This is a genomic window from Streptomyces liangshanensis, assembly GCF_011694815.1.
GTDB classification, from domain to species: Bacteria; Actinomycetota; Actinomycetes; order Streptomycetales; family Streptomycetaceae; genus Streptomyces; species Streptomyces liangshanensis.
This window is the reverse complement of sequence record NZ_CP050177.1, coordinates 3,783,036-3,798,053: the sequence shown is the minus strand read 5'-3', so window position 1 is coordinate 3,798,053 and position 15,018 is coordinate 3,783,036. Positions and strand designations below refer to the sequence as shown.

Annotated in this window: 11 protein-coding genes and 1 pseudogene; 6 read left to right on the top strand and 6 right to left on the bottom strand. The window is 73.1% G+C overall.

Annotation, left to right across the window (positions count from 1 at the left end; genetic code table 11):
* The first annotated feature begins 19 nt into the window (after positions 1–19).
* On the top strand, positions 20–877 hold the full coding sequence (locus HA039_RS16340) for a helix-turn-helix domain-containing protein (protein ID WP_167030044.1): 858 nt from the start codon (positions 20–22) through the stop codon (positions 875–877).
* On the top strand, positions 874–1,083 hold the full coding sequence (locus HA039_RS16335; RefSeq protein ID WP_243869499.1) for a DUF397 domain-containing protein: 210 nt from the start codon (positions 874–876) through the stop codon (positions 1,081–1,083). Before HA039_RS16340 ends, HA039_RS16335 begins: the two co-directional genes overlap by 4 nt.
* A 160-nt stretch (positions 1,084–1,243) precedes the next feature.
* Here the strand turns inward: HA039_RS16335 and HA039_RS16330 are convergent, their stop codons facing one another.
* Positions 1,244–1,723 (bottom strand): hypothetical protein, encoded by a 480-nt coding sequence (locus HA039_RS16330; RefSeq protein WP_167030042.1) that lies wholly within the window; start codon positions 1,721–1,723, stop codon positions 1,244–1,246.
* 191 nt (positions 1,724–1,914) lie between these two features.
* On the opposite strand from HA039_RS16330, the gene HA039_RS16325 reads away from it, so the two are divergent.
* Positions 1,915–2,856 carry a hypothetical protein gene (locus tag HA039_RS16325; RefSeq protein WP_167030040.1) on the top strand — a complete coding sequence of 314 codons (942 nt, stop codon included), beginning with the start codon at positions 1,915–1,917 and terminating at the stop codon, positions 2,854–2,856.
* Between the two features lie 109 nt (positions 2,857–2,965).
* Here the strand turns inward: HA039_RS16325 and HA039_RS16320 are convergent, their stop codons facing one another.
* Positions 2,966–7,243 carry a peptidase S8 gene (locus HA039_RS16320; protein WP_167030038.1) on the bottom strand — a complete coding sequence of 1,426 codons (4,278 nt, stop codon included), beginning with the start codon at positions 7,241–7,243 and terminating at the stop codon, positions 2,966–2,968.
* A 164-nt stretch (positions 7,244–7,407) separates the two neighbouring features.
* Here HA039_RS16320 and HA039_RS16315 point away from each other — a divergent pair, with 164 nt between their 5' ends.
* On the top strand, positions 7,408–8,391 hold the full coding sequence (locus tag HA039_RS16315; protein WP_167030036.1) for a TrmB family transcriptional regulator: 984 nt from the start codon (positions 7,408–7,410) through the stop codon (positions 8,389–8,391).
* Positions 8,392–8,394: 3 nt separating this feature from the next.
* Here HA039_RS16315 and HA039_RS16310 read toward each other — a convergent pair whose 3' ends face one another.
* The 3 genes from HA039_RS16310 to ribA all read right to left on the bottom strand — a co-directional run bounded on the left by HA039_RS16310 (position 8,395) and on the right by ribA (position 11,557).
* Complete coding sequence (locus tag HA039_RS16310; RefSeq protein ID WP_167030034.1) at positions 8,395–9,732, bottom strand: ABC transporter permease; 1,338 nt, start codon at positions 9,730–9,732, stop codon at positions 8,395–8,397.
* A gap of 3 nt (positions 9,733–9,735) precedes the next feature.
* Entirely contained in the window at positions 9,736–10,653 is a 918-nt protein-coding gene (locus HA039_RS16305; protein WP_167030031.1) for an ABC transporter ATP-binding protein, read from the bottom strand.
* A 190-nt stretch (positions 10,654–10,843) separates the two neighbouring features.
* Positions 10,844–11,557 carry a GTP cyclohydrolase II gene (gene ribA, locus HA039_RS16300; RefSeq protein WP_167030028.1) on the bottom strand — a complete coding sequence of 238 codons (714 nt, stop codon included), beginning with the start codon at positions 11,555–11,557 and terminating at the stop codon, positions 10,844–10,846.
* Between the two features lie 101 nt (positions 11,558–11,658).
* Here ribA and HA039_RS16295 point away from each other — a divergent pair, with 101 nt between their 5' ends.
* Together HA039_RS16295 and HA039_RS16290 are read left to right on the top strand one after the other, a co-directional pair.
* A complete protein-coding gene (locus tag HA039_RS16295) occupies positions 11,659–12,528 on the top strand; it encodes a creatininase family protein (protein WP_167030025.1) in 870 nt (289 codons plus the stop codon).
* Positions 12,525–13,478: a RibD family protein gene (locus tag HA039_RS16290; protein ID WP_167030022.1), complete on the top strand. Its 954-nt coding sequence runs from the start codon at positions 12,525–12,527 to the stop codon at positions 13,476–13,478. The genes HA039_RS16295 and HA039_RS16290 overlap by 4 nt, the downstream gene beginning before the upstream one ends.
* A gap of 705 nt (positions 13,479–14,183) precedes the next feature.
* Here the strand turns inward: HA039_RS16290 and HA039_RS16285 are convergent.
* A pseudogene (locus HA039_RS16285) lies at positions 14,184–14,975 on the bottom strand (lysylphosphatidylglycerol synthase domain-containing protein); the annotation flags it as partial.
* Between the last annotated feature and the right edge of the window lie 43 nt (positions 14,976–15,018).

Here is a 15,018-nt window from a genome sequence, read left to right as displayed (position 1 = left end):
TGAGAGGGAGGTGTGCCAGTTGGCCGCTGTTCCGACCATGCGCCGCCGCATGCTGGGTGCCGAGCTTCGCAAGATCAGGGAACGCTGTGGGCTGAAGGCGGAGGACGCCGCGGCGGAGTTGTCCTGGCACCCGTCCAAGATCAGCCGCATCGAGACGGGCCGCAGCGGGTTGCGGGTGCACGAGGTGGGGGCGCTGCTGGACCTGTACAAGGTCCGCGACGAGGAGACCCGTACCGGCCTCGAGGCGCTGGCGCGGGAGGGCAAGCGGCGCGTCTGGTGGCAGCCGTACAACGACGTCCTCACGCCGCGCTATCTCGACTACATCAACTTCGAGGCGGAGGCGTCGGCGGCGCGCAGCTTTGAAACCACCCTGGTGCCGGGCCTGTTGCAGACGCCCGACTACGCGCGCACGGTGATCAGGTCCCTCAAGCCGGAGCGCAAGGCCGACGAGGTGAACGCCCTGGTGGAGGTACGGCTGGCGCGGCAGAACGCCGCGCTGAACCGGGAGGACCCGCTCCAACTGTGGGCCATTCTCGACGAGTCCGTGCTGCACCGCCCGGTGGGGGGCGTGGCGACCGCGGTCCGGCAGTTCAAGCGGCTCCTGGACGCGGCGGAGCTGCCCAACGTCACGTTGCAGATCCTGCCGTTCGGCGCGGGGGCGCACGCCGGGATGCTGGGGCCGTTCGTGATCCTCGAGTTCCCCGTCCAGGCCGACCTTGATGTGGTGTATTCGGAAGGCCTTGCGAGTAGCGTTTACCTCGAACGTGACGCCGACCGGACCGCTTACGGCCGAACTTTCGACCGGTTGCGTGCGGCCGCCCTGGACGTAGAACCTTCGCGCGACATGATCGCGCGCCGAATGAGGGAACAGACGTGAAGCACTGCATCGGGCCCGGCGTGGACCTCGGCCACGTGACCTGGCGGAAGAGCAGTTTCAGCGGCGATCAGGGCAACTGTGTCGAGGTGGCGGACGGCGTCCTGGGACGGGTCCTGGTGATGCTGGTACGCGACAGCAAGACCCCGACGGGCCCCCGCCTGACGTTCACCGCGGGCGCGTGGAGTTCGTTCCTGACGACGGTGTAGCCGGGAGCGGGGCGGCCGGCGCGGGCCGGGCCGGGTCGGGGACGGGTACCTCGCGTACCCCCGGCACCTGGCGCCCGCGCGCCGCCACGACGCACCGACCCCTCGGCTGTTGCTCCTGAGAAGGGTGTGACCGCAGTTGCCACCGACGTCCCCGTCGGCGTCACTCGCCCGGGGGCCGGACCCATGGAGCGAACCGTTGGCCCGGGGCCTCGTCCTCACGCCAGTACCTCAGGACCGTCCCCCGCACGATGTCGAGCCGCTCCGCGGCGACCAGGCACGCGACGGCCTCCGACCCGCCGGCGTCCGCCTCGAAGGCGGCCAGGACGGGCGGCCTTCCGCCGAGTCGCCGCGTGATCGCGGCCACCTCCTCGGGCGTGGGCGCCCGGAAGACCGGATCGTGGAAGGCCGCCGGGCAGCTGACGAAGAGCGGTGCGGTGAAGACCAGCTCCAGCCCGTGGTGGTAGCTGAGGTCATGCCCGGCGGCCAGCAGGAACCGCCCCGCGTCCCAGGCGAGGACGTCCCAGTCCCACCAGGTCCCCTCGGGGAGCGCGAGCGCGGGATGCGGTTGTCCGGCGTCGTCCACCTGTGCCTCCGTACCGCCCGAGACGTTCATGCCGATGGGACGACCTCGGCCTCCCACGTCGCGTCCTTGTCGGTCATTTCCAAGTGTCCGGTATGTCCGTGAATCTGTCTTGATCAAGTACGCGTTGTCGGGGCTCTGTTCGTGTTGTGTCCTGAGGACGTAACCGGGTGAGTTCGCCCGAAAGCCGCCTCGTACTCCCCCATGAAAGCTTCGGACGAGCCGGAGCGGATCACCTCGGGAGACAGAAGATGTTCCGGAAGCGCATGGGACTGATCGCCGCCACCGTCGCCGCGGGCGCGATGTTGCTGACCGCCTGCAACGGTGACGACACGGCCGCCGGCCCCGCCGCGTCGAGTGCCGCCGACGTCGCGTCGGGCGCGGCGTCGGGCGCCGCGGACGCCGGGGCGCGGGCCGCCGAGGCGGCGAGGGCCGCGCTCAGCAGCCTCAGCTTCCGCGGCGGTACGGCGAAGCAGAACAACGCCCCCGCCAACACAGGGGACTTCGCGAACCCGGCGGGCAAGCCCACCACCCCCGCCGGCGCCAAGTGGGTCCAGCTGTCGGCCACCAAGGCGGGCGACCTCGACCCCGTCGTCGCCAACGGCGCCGGCTTCACCCTCTACCGGTTCGACAAGGACACCGCCCACCCGTCGAAGTCCAACTGCAACGACGCCTGCGCCGTCACCTGGCCCCCGGTCATCGTCGCCCCGCACGGGAAGATCTTCATCGACGGCATCAAGAAGAAGGACGTCGGCGTCGTCAAGCGCGACGACGGATCCTTGCAGGTCACCCTGGGCGGCTGGCCCGTCTACCGGTTCTCCAAGGACCTCAAGCCCGGTGACACCAACGGCCAGGGCGTGGGCGGTACGTGGTTCGGCGTGACCCCCGACGGCCAGAAGGCGGGCGGCGTCGTGGTCGTCCCCGACCCCAGCGCCCCGGCCGCCAAGCCGGCCAGTAACGTCGTGCTCTTCGACGACAAGAACTTCGCCGACAACGGCTCCCAGGGCCTCTCCGGCAAGGGCTGCCAGAACGTCGCCCGGGACAACATCGCCTCCTCCGTCCAGGCCCAGGGCTCGCTGAAGCTCTGGACCGGCCCCGACTGCACCGGCAAGTCGAAGGTCATCGACGGCAACGTCGCCGACCTCGCCACCATCGGCTTCGACAACGACGTCTCCTCGGTCTTCTTCGGCTAGGACACCCTCCACGGGTGAGCACGTGAGCGGTGGTACGACTCAAGGGCCGGGCCCCTCCCCTCGTGGGGTGGGGCCCGGCCCTCGTCATGGCCGGTCAGCTCTCAGGTGCTCAGTACGAGAACTGCTGGATCTGGGTGTCGTACGGGCCGTACGTCCAGCCGGTCCTGGTCGCCGGGTCCAGCTGGATCGAGTTCATCAGCCCCCCGTGCACCAGGCTCCCGCCGTGGCCCGTCACGCTGACGCCGCTCAGCGTCCGCGCCGGGGCACCGGACCTCAGGTCCGTGATCACGAGCTGGCCGGTCGCGTTGTTGTCCAGCACCACGCCCTGCTGCGAACCGAAGTAGATCGTGCCCTCCGGCGCGGCGAAGGACGCGACCGCGATCCCGTTCGTGCCGTCCAGCCCCAGCGCGACCGGGGCGCCACGCCGTACCGTCACCGAGTCACCCGCCGCGCCGGTGGCCAGGTCCAGCGACCCCAGCACGGCGGTCGGGGCGATCTTCGTGCTCAGCGCGGTGGCGGACAGGTTGTAGAGCTTGCCCGCGCCGTCCGCCGCGATGCCGTGGCTGCACCCGGACGTCGAACCGGCGCCCGTGACCGCCCGGGTGGTGAGGTTCACCCGCGCCGCCGTGACCCCGCCCAGGCACAGGAACGCCGGTGCGCCCTTGGCGAGATACACGTCCCCGGTGGACGGATCGATGTCGAGGACGCTGTACGTACCCGCGCCAACTCCCGCCGGGTCGGCGGGAATCGGCCCCGTGGTGGAGCCGTCGGCGAGATCCACCGGCAGCACCACGTCGGCGTTGTCCGCGACCGCCCGGAGCAGCAGCGCCCCGCGCGCCCGGGCCGCGTCGACCCGTCCGACCACGAACGTGTAGGTGTCGGCGGCCAGTTCGGTGCTGCCGACGAGGGTGTCCGTGGCGGTGTCCCAGGTCTCCACCCGGACGTCGCCGCCCTGCGCCGGCTGGTGCACGACCAGCGCGCGGTGGGCGGCCGGGGCGACGCCCAGCACCTCGTAGTCGGAGGTGTCCCCGGTGTCGGAGGCGATGACGGGGCCGTAGCGGCCGGTCGTGGCGGAGTAGTGGGTGATCTCCGTGGTCCCCGCGGCGGTACGCAGGGCCGCGACCGAGGTGTCGCCCGCGACGCCCCCGACCGCGAAGCTCAGGACCGTGCTGCCGTCGGGCGCCGGTCCGTCGTCCACGGCGAGGCCCGAAACGGGGGAGGCCTGGCCGACGACCCGGTGGTGGCTGTCGAGGGCCAGCACCCGGACGCCGTAGAAGTCCGAGGTGGTGAGGCCCAGTCCCAGCGCGTCCAGCCGTACCGTGCCCGAGGTACCGGGCAGGACGCGCTGGGCGCTGGAGGGGGTGTTCACGCCGTCGTGGTCGAGGGTGGTGCCGTTGGCGTTGGTGAACGTGTTGAGCGAGTTGCGCAGCGTCGGCGCGGGCGCGGAGAACTCCACCTGCGCGTACCGGGCGCCCGGGATCGCCCGGACGTCGTACCGCACCCCGAAGCCGGGCGTGGCGCGGGTGACCTCGGCGTTGTGGCCGGTGACGCGGTTCGCGCCGGTCAGGAGGGGCGCCTCGGGGCGGACGGAGGCGGTGCCGCCGTCGACCCGTATGGGAGCGAACTCGCCGTACGTCGTCTGCTGCGGGTTGCCGCCGAAGCCCTTCTGGACGATGCCGATCCCGTAGAGCCCGCCCCCGCCGGTGAAGGCCTCGGCCGGGACGGTGACCGTGCCGGTGGTGCCGGTGAGGGCCTGGTGCCAGCCGGCGGAGAAGGCCCCGGCCAGGGCCGGGTTCCAGTGACCGACGCCCGAGACGACGAGCTGCGGGTCGCTGGTGCCGATGACCCCGGAGAGGTCGTACGTGACCGTCACCGCGTGCCCGGCCCCGACGGTGGCGGGGGCGTGCGGGGCGGTGGCCTCGGTGTACCGGCCGTCGCTGGGGCCGACGGCGAGGGTGCGCGTCTCGGAGGCCCGTACCTTGCCGTCGACCAGCACCGCGTACGTCACGGTGACGTTCCGGTCCTCGGTGGAGGTGAGCGGGAGGCCTGCTGCGGTGAGGAGTTGACGGGGCGTCAGGCGGATGGCCGGGGTGGTGGACGTGTAGGTGGTGCCGGGGCTGGTTGCGGGCGCGGAGGGGGACGCCTCGACCGTGAGGCGGTAGCGGGTGTCGTGCGGGTCGGTCACGCCGGTGACGTCACCGGCGAAGGTCACCGGGCCGACGAGCCCCTGGCCGTTGCCGCCGGAGGCCGCGTCGCCGAGGTCGATCCGGTTCTGGTCGGTGGTCTCCAGGAACGAACCGCCGAGTCCGCCGGTGGTGACGCGGTGCGCGACGGAGAGGCGGACGAGGGCGGGGGTGTGCTTCGTGCCGGTGGCGGCCTTCTTCGTACTCCGGCCGCCCTTGAGCGCCAGCGTCGCCCGCGTCGCCGCGGTCACGTCGATCTGCGGGCCGACGTTCAGCTTCCTGTCGATCTGCGCCGGGGTCGACACCGCGCGTCCTGTCCGCTCCAACAGGTCCCTGACCTGGGCGGGTTCGAGATGGCGCCCGACCAGCCCGCCGGCGTGCAGGACGACGGCCGCGGCCGCCGCGATCTCCGGCGCGGACGCCGACGTACCGCCGTTGAGGACCGGGGTGACGGCCCGCGCGTCCTGTCCGGGGGTGTGGGTGAAGGCGATGATGTTGTCGCTGGGCGCGGAGAGGTCGATCCGGGTGCCGAAGCCCGACGAGAAGGTGCCGAAGCCGCTGACGCGGGTCTCGGCGGTGGTGGCCGCGTCGGTACGAGTGGGGTCGGCCGGTGCCGCGAGCGTGTCGTCCAGGGTGGTGCCGCCCGCCGCGATCGCGCCGGTGTCCGGGACCCGGCTGGGCGTCGTGGACTGTTCGACGTCGTCGATGGTGGTGGCGGCGGAGGCGCGCGGGGCCAGGTCGGTGGGGGTGCTGCCGCCGTCGGGGCCGACCGAGGCCGGGGTGTAGAGGCGGGTGCCGTCGTTCGAGGAGATCGAGACGACGATGCCGTCCTTCTGGACGATCGACGCCACGATCGACCGGACGTACGGGTCGTCCTCCAGGTAACGCCCGGGGAAGCCCTGTTGGTCGGTGCCGAAGCCGAGGCTGGCGGTGATGACGTCGGGGCGGGGCGACTGGTGCGCGGCGGCGAGCAGGGCGCCGGCGATCTGGTCAATGGTGGGCTGCTGCGGCACGACGAGCCGGTAGGCGGCGCCGGGCGCCATCCCGAGCAGGTCGGTGTAGCCGCTGCCGGTCGCGTCGGGGCGCTGGCGGTCGTGGGTCAGCGGGGCCATCACGCTGAAGTCGAGGAGGACTTCGCCGAGGGAGGGGTCCTGGTTCTCGGTGGAGGCGGCGCCGTCGACGCGGCCGTCGGTGCCGGCGACGTAGGTGGGTATCAGCGGCATCGACGGCAGGTCGAGGTAGCGCTGTCCGTCCTTGAGGATCGTCGTGGGGCCGTTGCCCCGCACGTAGGCGTCGCCCGCGTCGGCCATCGACCGGTCGGTGAGGTCGCCGATGGAGACGTTGGTGATGGTCCGGCCGGTGCCCGGCTGCTGGCCGTAGGTGCCCTGGAGGGTGGCGAAGGCGCCGGCCGCATTCACGCCGCCGGCGTTGAGGAAGGCCTGGGCGGAGGTGGAGAGGGCGTAGTTGGTGGGGATCGCGGGGGTGGTCGTGGCTGTGTCGGCCGCCGGCTTCGCGGCCGTCGCCTTCGTGAGCGCCTTCGTGAGCGTCGTCGCCTGCTTCGGGAGCGGCTGCGCGCCGGTGTTCATGGTGTTCACGTAGCGGTTGGGCTCGGCGTGCGCGACCCCGGCCGTGTTCCGGAGGCGCTCGGCGACGGCCGCCGAGTCGCGCTCGTGCGTCTGGACCACGTACGTACGCGAAAGGTCGGAGACCCCGGACCCGAGCCGTGAACGGGCCGTCGTGGTCAGGGAGTCGGTGGCGGCCTTCGACAGCGAGGGGAACAGCGGGTGCAGCGAGGACGCGCCGGCCGCGTGGAGCGCGGAGTCGAGCGGGGCGCTGTTCGTCCGGGGCGTGCGCGCCGCGAGGCGGGAACCGGCGACGGGGCTTCCGGTCACCGAGGTCTTCGCGTCCAGGGTGAGCAGCACCTGCCCCGGGACGACGCCTTGGCGCTGCGGGGGGAGGGCCTTCGGGGCGGCGGCGCCGAGGGGGGATCTGCCGGTGGCGGTGGGGCCGTTGGACGCGGACCCGTCCGGTGCGAGGCTGTCCGGTACGACGCTGTCGGATACGGAGTCGGCGTGGGCGGGGCTGCCCGGGGTGGCGGTGGGGCCGTCGGCGGCGAACGCGGGTGCGGACACGGTGGCCGCGAGGGCCACGAGCACGACGGACACCACACCGGGACGTCTGCCCGGCGGACGGGAACGCGGCATGGGGGGTGACACCTTCCTGTGACCTGAGAAGCGGTTGAGTGCGGGCTACACCGAGCCGCAACTCTCGTGGAAGATGTCAACCGTGACGGAAGCGGCGCAAGTGGGTGATGGTGGCCGACTTCCGCCACCTGGCGGGGTGCCGCCACAGGAACGTCGGAGAAGGCATGGAACTTAACGTCCTGGGACTCACGGACGAAACAGAACACGTCTACAAGGTGCTGGTCGGGCTGCCCCGGGCCACCGCCTCGGAGATCGCCGACGCGTGCGGCCGGCCCGCGTCCGCCGTCGGGAAGCTGCTGTCCGGGCTGGTCAAGGACGGTCTCGCGACCCGCTCGGCGGGCCGCCCGCCCCGCTTCACCGCGGTGTCCCCGGACGTCGCGGTCACCGCGCTGATCCAGGAGCGCGAGCACCGGCTCGACGAGGCGCGGTCGTTGGTGGAACGGCTCACCCAGACGCACCGGGAGGCGGCCAGGATCAGCCATCCGGACCTGGCGGTGGAGCTGCTCTCCGACCGCGACGACATCAGCGCCGCGGTCCGCCGGCTGACGGCGGGGGCGCGGCGCGAGGTGCGGGCGTTCGACCGCCCGCCGTACGTGGACCGGCCCGGCAGCAACCTCGACGCCCAGGTCCAGCGGCAACGGACCGGTGTGGTGCACCGGGTGATCTACGACCGGGAGGCGGTGGGGTGGCCGGGGCGGCTCGACAACGACATCGTGCCGAGCATCCGTACGGGCGAACAGGCGCGGGTACGCAACGAGTTGCCTCTGAAGCTGGTGCTGAGCGACGACCGGGCGGCGATCATCCCGTTCAGCCTGGCGCCGGGCGGCCAGTCCGTGGCGTACCTGATCCATCCGTCACCGATGCTGGTGGCGCTGTCGGCGCTCTTCGAGGCCCAATGGGACCGGGCGCTCCCGCTGTTGGCGGTGGACGTGCCGCACGTCCCCGAAAGCGCCCCGCCGAAGCCCGGCCCGGAGACCCGCGCCCTGCTGGCGCTGCTGGCGGCGGGGCTCACGGACGCGGCGATAGCCCGCGCGCAGGGCTGGAGCGAACGCACGACACAGCGCCGCATCCACCGCCTGATGACAGAACTGGACGCCACCACCCGCTTCCAGGCCAGCCTGACGGCAGCCCGGCGGGGGTGGCTCTGAGTCTCAGGCTGTTGAGTTCGCCGCTGTTACCGCCGGGTCGCGCAGGGCTCTGTGTGCTGTTGTCAGGCCTGTGACCAAGGTGGATGTTGTGGCCGCTGCCACGATGAGGAGCCAGACGCCCGGGCCCGGTTCCGGGAAGGGGGAGTCGGTGCGGACCGCCGTGAAGGCGAGCAGGCCGGACAGGCCTGCCGTCGTGCCGAAGAAGACGCCCGTCACCGTCAGGACCAGCCCCTCCAGGCCGACCGTCCTCAGCACCTGGCCGGGGGTCGCGCCGGCGAGGCGCTGGCGGCCGAACTCACCGCGGCGGTACGACGTCTCCGCGTACAGCGTGTTGATGATCATGAGGCAGGCGAAGACCACGACGATGCCGACGACCACCAGGTTCACGGTCGCCACGTTCTTGTCCTCGACGGACCGGACGAGGCCCGACGCCCGGATCGCGTCCGTCTGGACCGCCTGCATGTAGAGCGCGGCCGTCGCCGTACCGGTGAACAGGACCAGCGGCATCAGCAGACCCGACAACTGCGCGGCGCGGTGCCGCATCGTCTGGACGGTCAGGTAGCCGCTCGCCCCCGCGAGCGCCGTGATCGGCCGCTCGAAGACGGTCAGCAGGCCCCGCAGCAACGCCGGGGAGAAGATCGCGAAGCCGACGGAGAGCAGGATCGCCCCGTACCCGGGGGCGGCCATCAGCGCGGGCGCCGTGGCGTCCATCGCGAACGTCGCCATCACCGCCCCCGTACCGCCCACCAGCGCGGCGACCCCCGCCACCTTCTTGACCCGGCCCTGCCCCGCCCGCGCCCCGGCCAGCGCCCGCGTCGCCCGGCGCACCGCGAGGAACGCCGCGCCCGCCGACGCCAGCAGCGTGACCGAAACGCCCATCCCCAGCGCGACCGGGCCGAAGGCGAAGTCCACGCCGTCGGCGACCTGGCCGCTGTCCTGGAACAGCCCCAGCAGTACCCGCCCGCCGAGCATCGCGGGCCCGACGGCCAGCACCGCGGCGGCCATGCCCACCAGGACCGCCTCGCCGACGACCATGCGCTTGATCTGGGCCGGGGTCGCGCCGGTGTTGCGCAGCAGGGCGATCTCGGCGCCCCGCTGCCGTACGTTCACGGTCAGCGCGGACGCCACGGCGAAGAACACGAGCAGCGCGCCGTACCCGCCGACGATGTTCGACGACACCCGCAGCGTCTCGGCGCTGACGGCGTCGACGCCCGGGGCGCCTGCGGTGTCCTGGAGCGAGCCGAACGTCATGACGACGACCGCGCCCAGGAAGGCGGACAGGAGGGTGGCGAGGAAGCGGCCCGGCCGCTGCCGGACCGATCGCAGAGCGAGAGCGAACATGGCTCAGACCTCCAGGGTGATGTCGCGGCCCTGGCCGTAGCCGTGATCCTGGTGGCGGCCTTGGCCGTGGCCCTGGCCCTGGCTCTGGTCGTGGCCCGGGCCGTAGCCCCCGTCCTGGCTTCGCTCCGCGAGGTCGCCCAGGTGCGCGAGCCGTTCGGCGACCGCGTCCACGGTGGGCGCGGTCAGGTGCCCGGCGAGCCGGCCGTCCGCCAGGAACTGGACGGAGTCCGCGTACGACGCGGCCACCGGATCGTGCGTCACCATCACCACCGTCCTGCCGTGCACCCGCACCGCGTCCCGAAGCAGGCTCAGCACGTCCCGCGCGCTCCGGGTGTCCAGCGCGCCCGTCGGCTCGTCGGCGAAGATCACGCTGGGCTCGGTGACCAGCGCCCTCGCGATGGCGACCCGCTGCCGCTGACCGCCGGACAACTGGTCGGGCCGGTGGCCGAGCCGGTCGCCGAGGCCGACCTGCGTCAGGATCTCCCTGGCCCGTACGGGATCGGCACGGCGGCCCGCGAGCCGCAGCGGCAGGGTGGTGTTCTGCTCCACCGTCAGCGTGTCCAGCAGGTTGTACTGCTGGAAGACGAAGCCGATCCGCCGCCTGCGGAACTTCGTCAGCGCCGCCTCACCCCCGCCCGTCATCTCCTCGCCGTCCACCATGACCAGCCCCCGGTCCGGGCGGTCGAGCCCGGCCGCGCACTGGAGCAGCGTCGACTTGCCGGACCCCGACGGCCCCATGACCGCGGTGAAGCTCCCGGCCGGCAGGCTCAGCGTGATCCGGTCGAGGGCGGTGACGGCGTTCTCCGCCTCGCCGTGGACCTTGCTCACCCCGACGAGCCGGAGCGCCTCCGGGCCGCGGGCGGGCCGCGCCCCCCTCGTACCCCCGCGTGTGTCCTTGGTCGTCCCCGTACGACGGAACATGTCCCCGTCCCTCCCTCTCGGACGCCCGCCGGCAAGGTCGTGGCGTCCCCGTCCGTCCACCCAGGACGCCCGGTTGCGTCCTGTCCACGACGCTACGGACGGTGAGGGCGGCGCACACGGGGCGTGGCGCCCGGACGGGGGGTGGTGCTGGGTGCACCTCGTACCCCCGGGACGCCCCAGGGACGGGACTTCAGCGCGGAGGTTCCGTACCGTCGGCGGAGCCCGTCCCCCCGCCTGTCTCCGCGCCCGTCTCCGCGCCCGACTCGGCGTCCTCCAGATGCGGGAGGTGGTGGCCCAGCCGCTCCCGCTTGGTGCGCAGGTAGAAGATGTTCTCCTCCTGAGGGGTGATCAGCAGGGGCACCTCCTCGGTGACCTTCACCCCGTGCCGCTGGAGCGCCTCCCGCTTGAGCGGGTTGTTCGACATCAGCCGCACCGACCGCACCCCGAGGTCGTGCAGGATCTCCGCCGCCACCTGGTAGTCGCGGGCGTCCGCGGGGAGGCCGAGCGCGAGATTCGCCTCGACGGTGTCCAAGCCCTCGGCTTGCAGCTTCATCGCCTGGAGCTTGGCGAGCAGCCCGATGCCCCGGCCCTCGTGCCCCCGGAGATAGACGAGAACACCCCGGCCTTCCCGCACGATGGCGCTGAGCCCGGCGGACAGTTGGCCGCCGCAGTCGCAATGCCGGGAGCCGAAGGAATCTCCGGTCAGACACTCCGAATGCAACCGGACAAGGGCCCCTTCTCCCGTGACGTCGCCGTACACCAGGGCCATTTGTTCGTCCGTGCCATTGCCGTCCCGGTAGCCGACAGCGAGGAAATCGCCGTACGCGGTGGCCAGGCGGAGATCCACCACTCGTTCCGCGACCGGGGGGCGACTGCCGTCGGACGCACCATCAATTTCCCTCATGGCCATATCTTATCGGCCGGATCGCGGAAGGAGAACGAGAGGACGACGTAACCTGGGCGTCCGCGGACGTAGGAAACGACAGGAAACGAAAGGCCCCAGAGATGAGCGGTCCGGCCGTACCACCACCGGCCTCCGGCCTGTTGCCGGGGGACACCACCGAGGACGTCGGGGAGCGGCGGCCCCGGGTCGCCGTCCTGCCGATCGGCAGCTTCGAGCAACACGGCGCGTACCTCCCGTTGGTGACGGACACCGTCGTGGCCTGCGCTGTTGCCTCCGAGATCGCCGCCGTGCACCCGGTCCTGCACCTGCCTCCGCTGACGATCTCCTGCTCCCACGAGCACGCGGACTGGCCGGGCACGGTCAGCATCTCGGCCGCGACGCTCTACGCGGTGGTCGCGGACATCGCCGCGTCGTTGCGCCGTTCGGGTATCCACGGGCTCATTCTGGTGAACGGGCACGGGGGGAACTATGTGTTGCGGAACGTGGTTCAGGAGTCGGCCGGCAGTGGTACGCGCATGGCGCTATTCCCCGGGTCGTCGGACTGGGACGCGGCTCGGGAGAGGGCCGGTGTGCGGACTCCGTCGTACAGCGATATGCATGCCGGAGAAGTGGAGGCGTCGATCCTCCTCCACGCCCGTCCGGAACTGGTCCGTTCCGGTTATGAAACCTCCGATTTCGTCGCCGATGAACGGAAGCATTTGCTCACTCTCGGTATGCGTTCCTATACGGACTCCGGTGTGGTCGGGCGGCCGTCCTTGGCATCCGCCGAGAAGGGAAAGGAATTGCTCGCCGGACTTGTCGATTGCTTCGCCGAATACCTCGCGCTCGTGACGGCTGACGGGGGGGTTGGGGGGGTGGGGGGCTCCGTGTCGGGGGGCTCCCTGCGGGCCGACTCCGCGCCGGGTAGCTCCGCGTCGGGTGACTCCGCGTCGGGTGGCGCGGCGGACCTGGCTGCCGGGGCGACGTCGTGACGGGCGCGCTCGACGCGGCCGAGGTGTGGGAGCGGCTGCGCGGCGTCCGGTGCGAGGCGGACGCGGTGGCGGCGGGGCTGGTCCGTGCGGGGGAGGGGGGCCCGGGCGCCGGGGGCGTGGTGGGTGCCGCGGACACCGCGCGCGTCGCGGACGCCGCGGACACCCGGCGGGCCGGCGGCGCCGCAGACCCCCGACGGGCCGGCGGCGATGACGACCTCGCGCCCGGGGCGCGGCTGCTCCTCGACCGTTACCTGTCGCTCTGCCTGGCCGGGCCGTACGTCACCTTCGCGCAGCTCGGCCAGAGCCTCGACGGCTTCATCGCCACCCGGACCGGCGACGCGGACTACGTCACCGGCGAGGAGGACCGCGATCATCTGCACCGCCTCCGGGCGCTCGCCGACGCGGTGGTCGTCGGGGCCGGCACCGCCGTGTCCGACAATCCCCGGCTCACCGTCCGTACCTGCTCCGGGGCCAACCCGGTGCGTGTGGTGATCGATCCGCGGGGGCGGGTGGCGCGGGACTGCCATCTGTTCACGGACGGATCAGCCCCGACCCTGTGGGTGGTGGGCCCGGACCGCGAGGACGGGCAGGCCGTTCCCGGCCGGGTGGGGGACGGCGTCGAGGTGCTGACCCTGCCGGACCGCGAGGCGTTCGCGCCCCGCGCCCTGGTACGGACGCTCGCCGCGCGCGGCCTGGGCCGGGTGCTCGTCGAGGGCGGCGGGGTCACCGTGTCGCGCTTCCTGCACGAGCGGGCGCTGCACCGGCTGTACGTCACGGTGGCACCGGTCCTGCTCGGCGACGGCGTCCCGGGGATCCGCTTCGACGGCCCCGACGTGATGCGCGACGCCCTCCGCCCACCGGTCCGCCGATCGTCCGTCGGCGAGGACACCCTCTTCGAACTGGACCTCAGGGGTGAGGCGTTCGCCGGGGAGGACGAGGGGTCGCTGTAGCGACGATCCGCCGCTCGCGGGGGCGGCTTCGACCGGGGCGTTGTGGGTTCGGCCTGCGGGTACGGCTGTATCTGATCGTTCGTCGGGGCGGACCTGGCGGGGGCGGGCGCCGGGGTCGCCGTCGACCGGGACGTCTTCCGGCCCGGTTCCGGGCTCGGCCCCGGTCGGGTCGGCTCCGGTCCGGGCTTCGCCGGGCCGCCTGCCCGATCCGCCGCTCGCGGGGGCGGCTTCGACCGGGACGCTGTGGGTTCGGCCCGCGGGTACGGCCGGACCTGATCGTTCGTCGGGGCGGACCTGGCGGGGGCGGGCGCCCGGTTCGCCGTCGACCCGGATGCCTTCCGGCCCGGTTCCGGGCTCGGCCCTGGTGGGGTCGGCTCCGGGCCGGACCTCGGCGGGTCGTCCGCCGTACTCGCTGCGTGCGGGGGCGGCTGCGGTGGGGAGGTTGCGGGGTTGGCCCGCGGGTACGGCCGGACCTGATCGTTCGTCGGGTCGGACCTGGGCCGTCAGGGCCTGACCGGGGTGGGAAGGGGCGAGTTGGGCGGCTGGTTCCTCGGGCTCGGGGGCGGGCGTGAGCCCCTCCTCGGCCTTGGCGCGGCGGCGGCGCGCTGCCCACTGGGTCGCCAGTACCGCCACCCCCGGCAGGCTCGCCGTGAGGGCGAGGACTCCGTACACCACCGCCACCGTCAGCCCCAGCGACGCCCCCATCCCCGCCGCGCCGAACGCCCACGCCGTGACGCCCTCGCGGGGGCCCCAGCCGGCGATGTTCAGGGGCAGGCCCATGGCGAGCAGGGCGAGCAGCATGAGGGGCAGCAGTTCGGACACCGGCGCCGTGGCCCCCGCGACCCGCGCCGCCAGCACGAACATCGCCAGATGCCCCGCCAGCACCGCGACGGACGACAGCAGCACGCCGGGCCAGCTCGCCCGGGAGAGCAACGCCCCACGCGCCTGGGCCAGTTCGGACCGGAGGGTACGGCGCCGGCGCGACCCCGCGGCGTCCTTGCGGCGCGCGGCGCCTCGGAGCCGTACCGCCACCACGGCCGCCAGGCCGCACCCCACCGCCACGGCGGCGGTCGCGCCCACGGCCGACGTGGTGACGGCCCGCCCGGCGGCGTGGCCGGCCTCCGCGAGCGCCGGGGTGGGCCGTACCGCAAGCACCGCCACCGCGACGGCCGCCAGGACCGCCTGGCCCGCGGTCCGTTCGAGGACCACCGCGCGGACCCCGCGCCCCACGTCACCGACGTCCTGCCCGTGCCGTACCGCGCGGTGCACGTCGCCGAGGACACCGCCGGGGAGGGCGGCGTTGAGGAACAGGGCCCGGTAGTACGAGGCGACGGCGCCCCCCAGCGGCAGTTCGACGCCGAGCGCCCGGGACACCAGGCACCAGCGCCAGGCGCTCAACACCGTGGTGAGCAGCCCGAGTCCGAGGGCGGCCAGCAGGACGGCGCCGTCGATCCCGCGCAGCCCGTCCACGAACGCCCCGTCGCCGAGCCGCCACACCAGCACCGCGAGGAGCCCGGCGCCGGCGAGGGTGCCGAGCCGG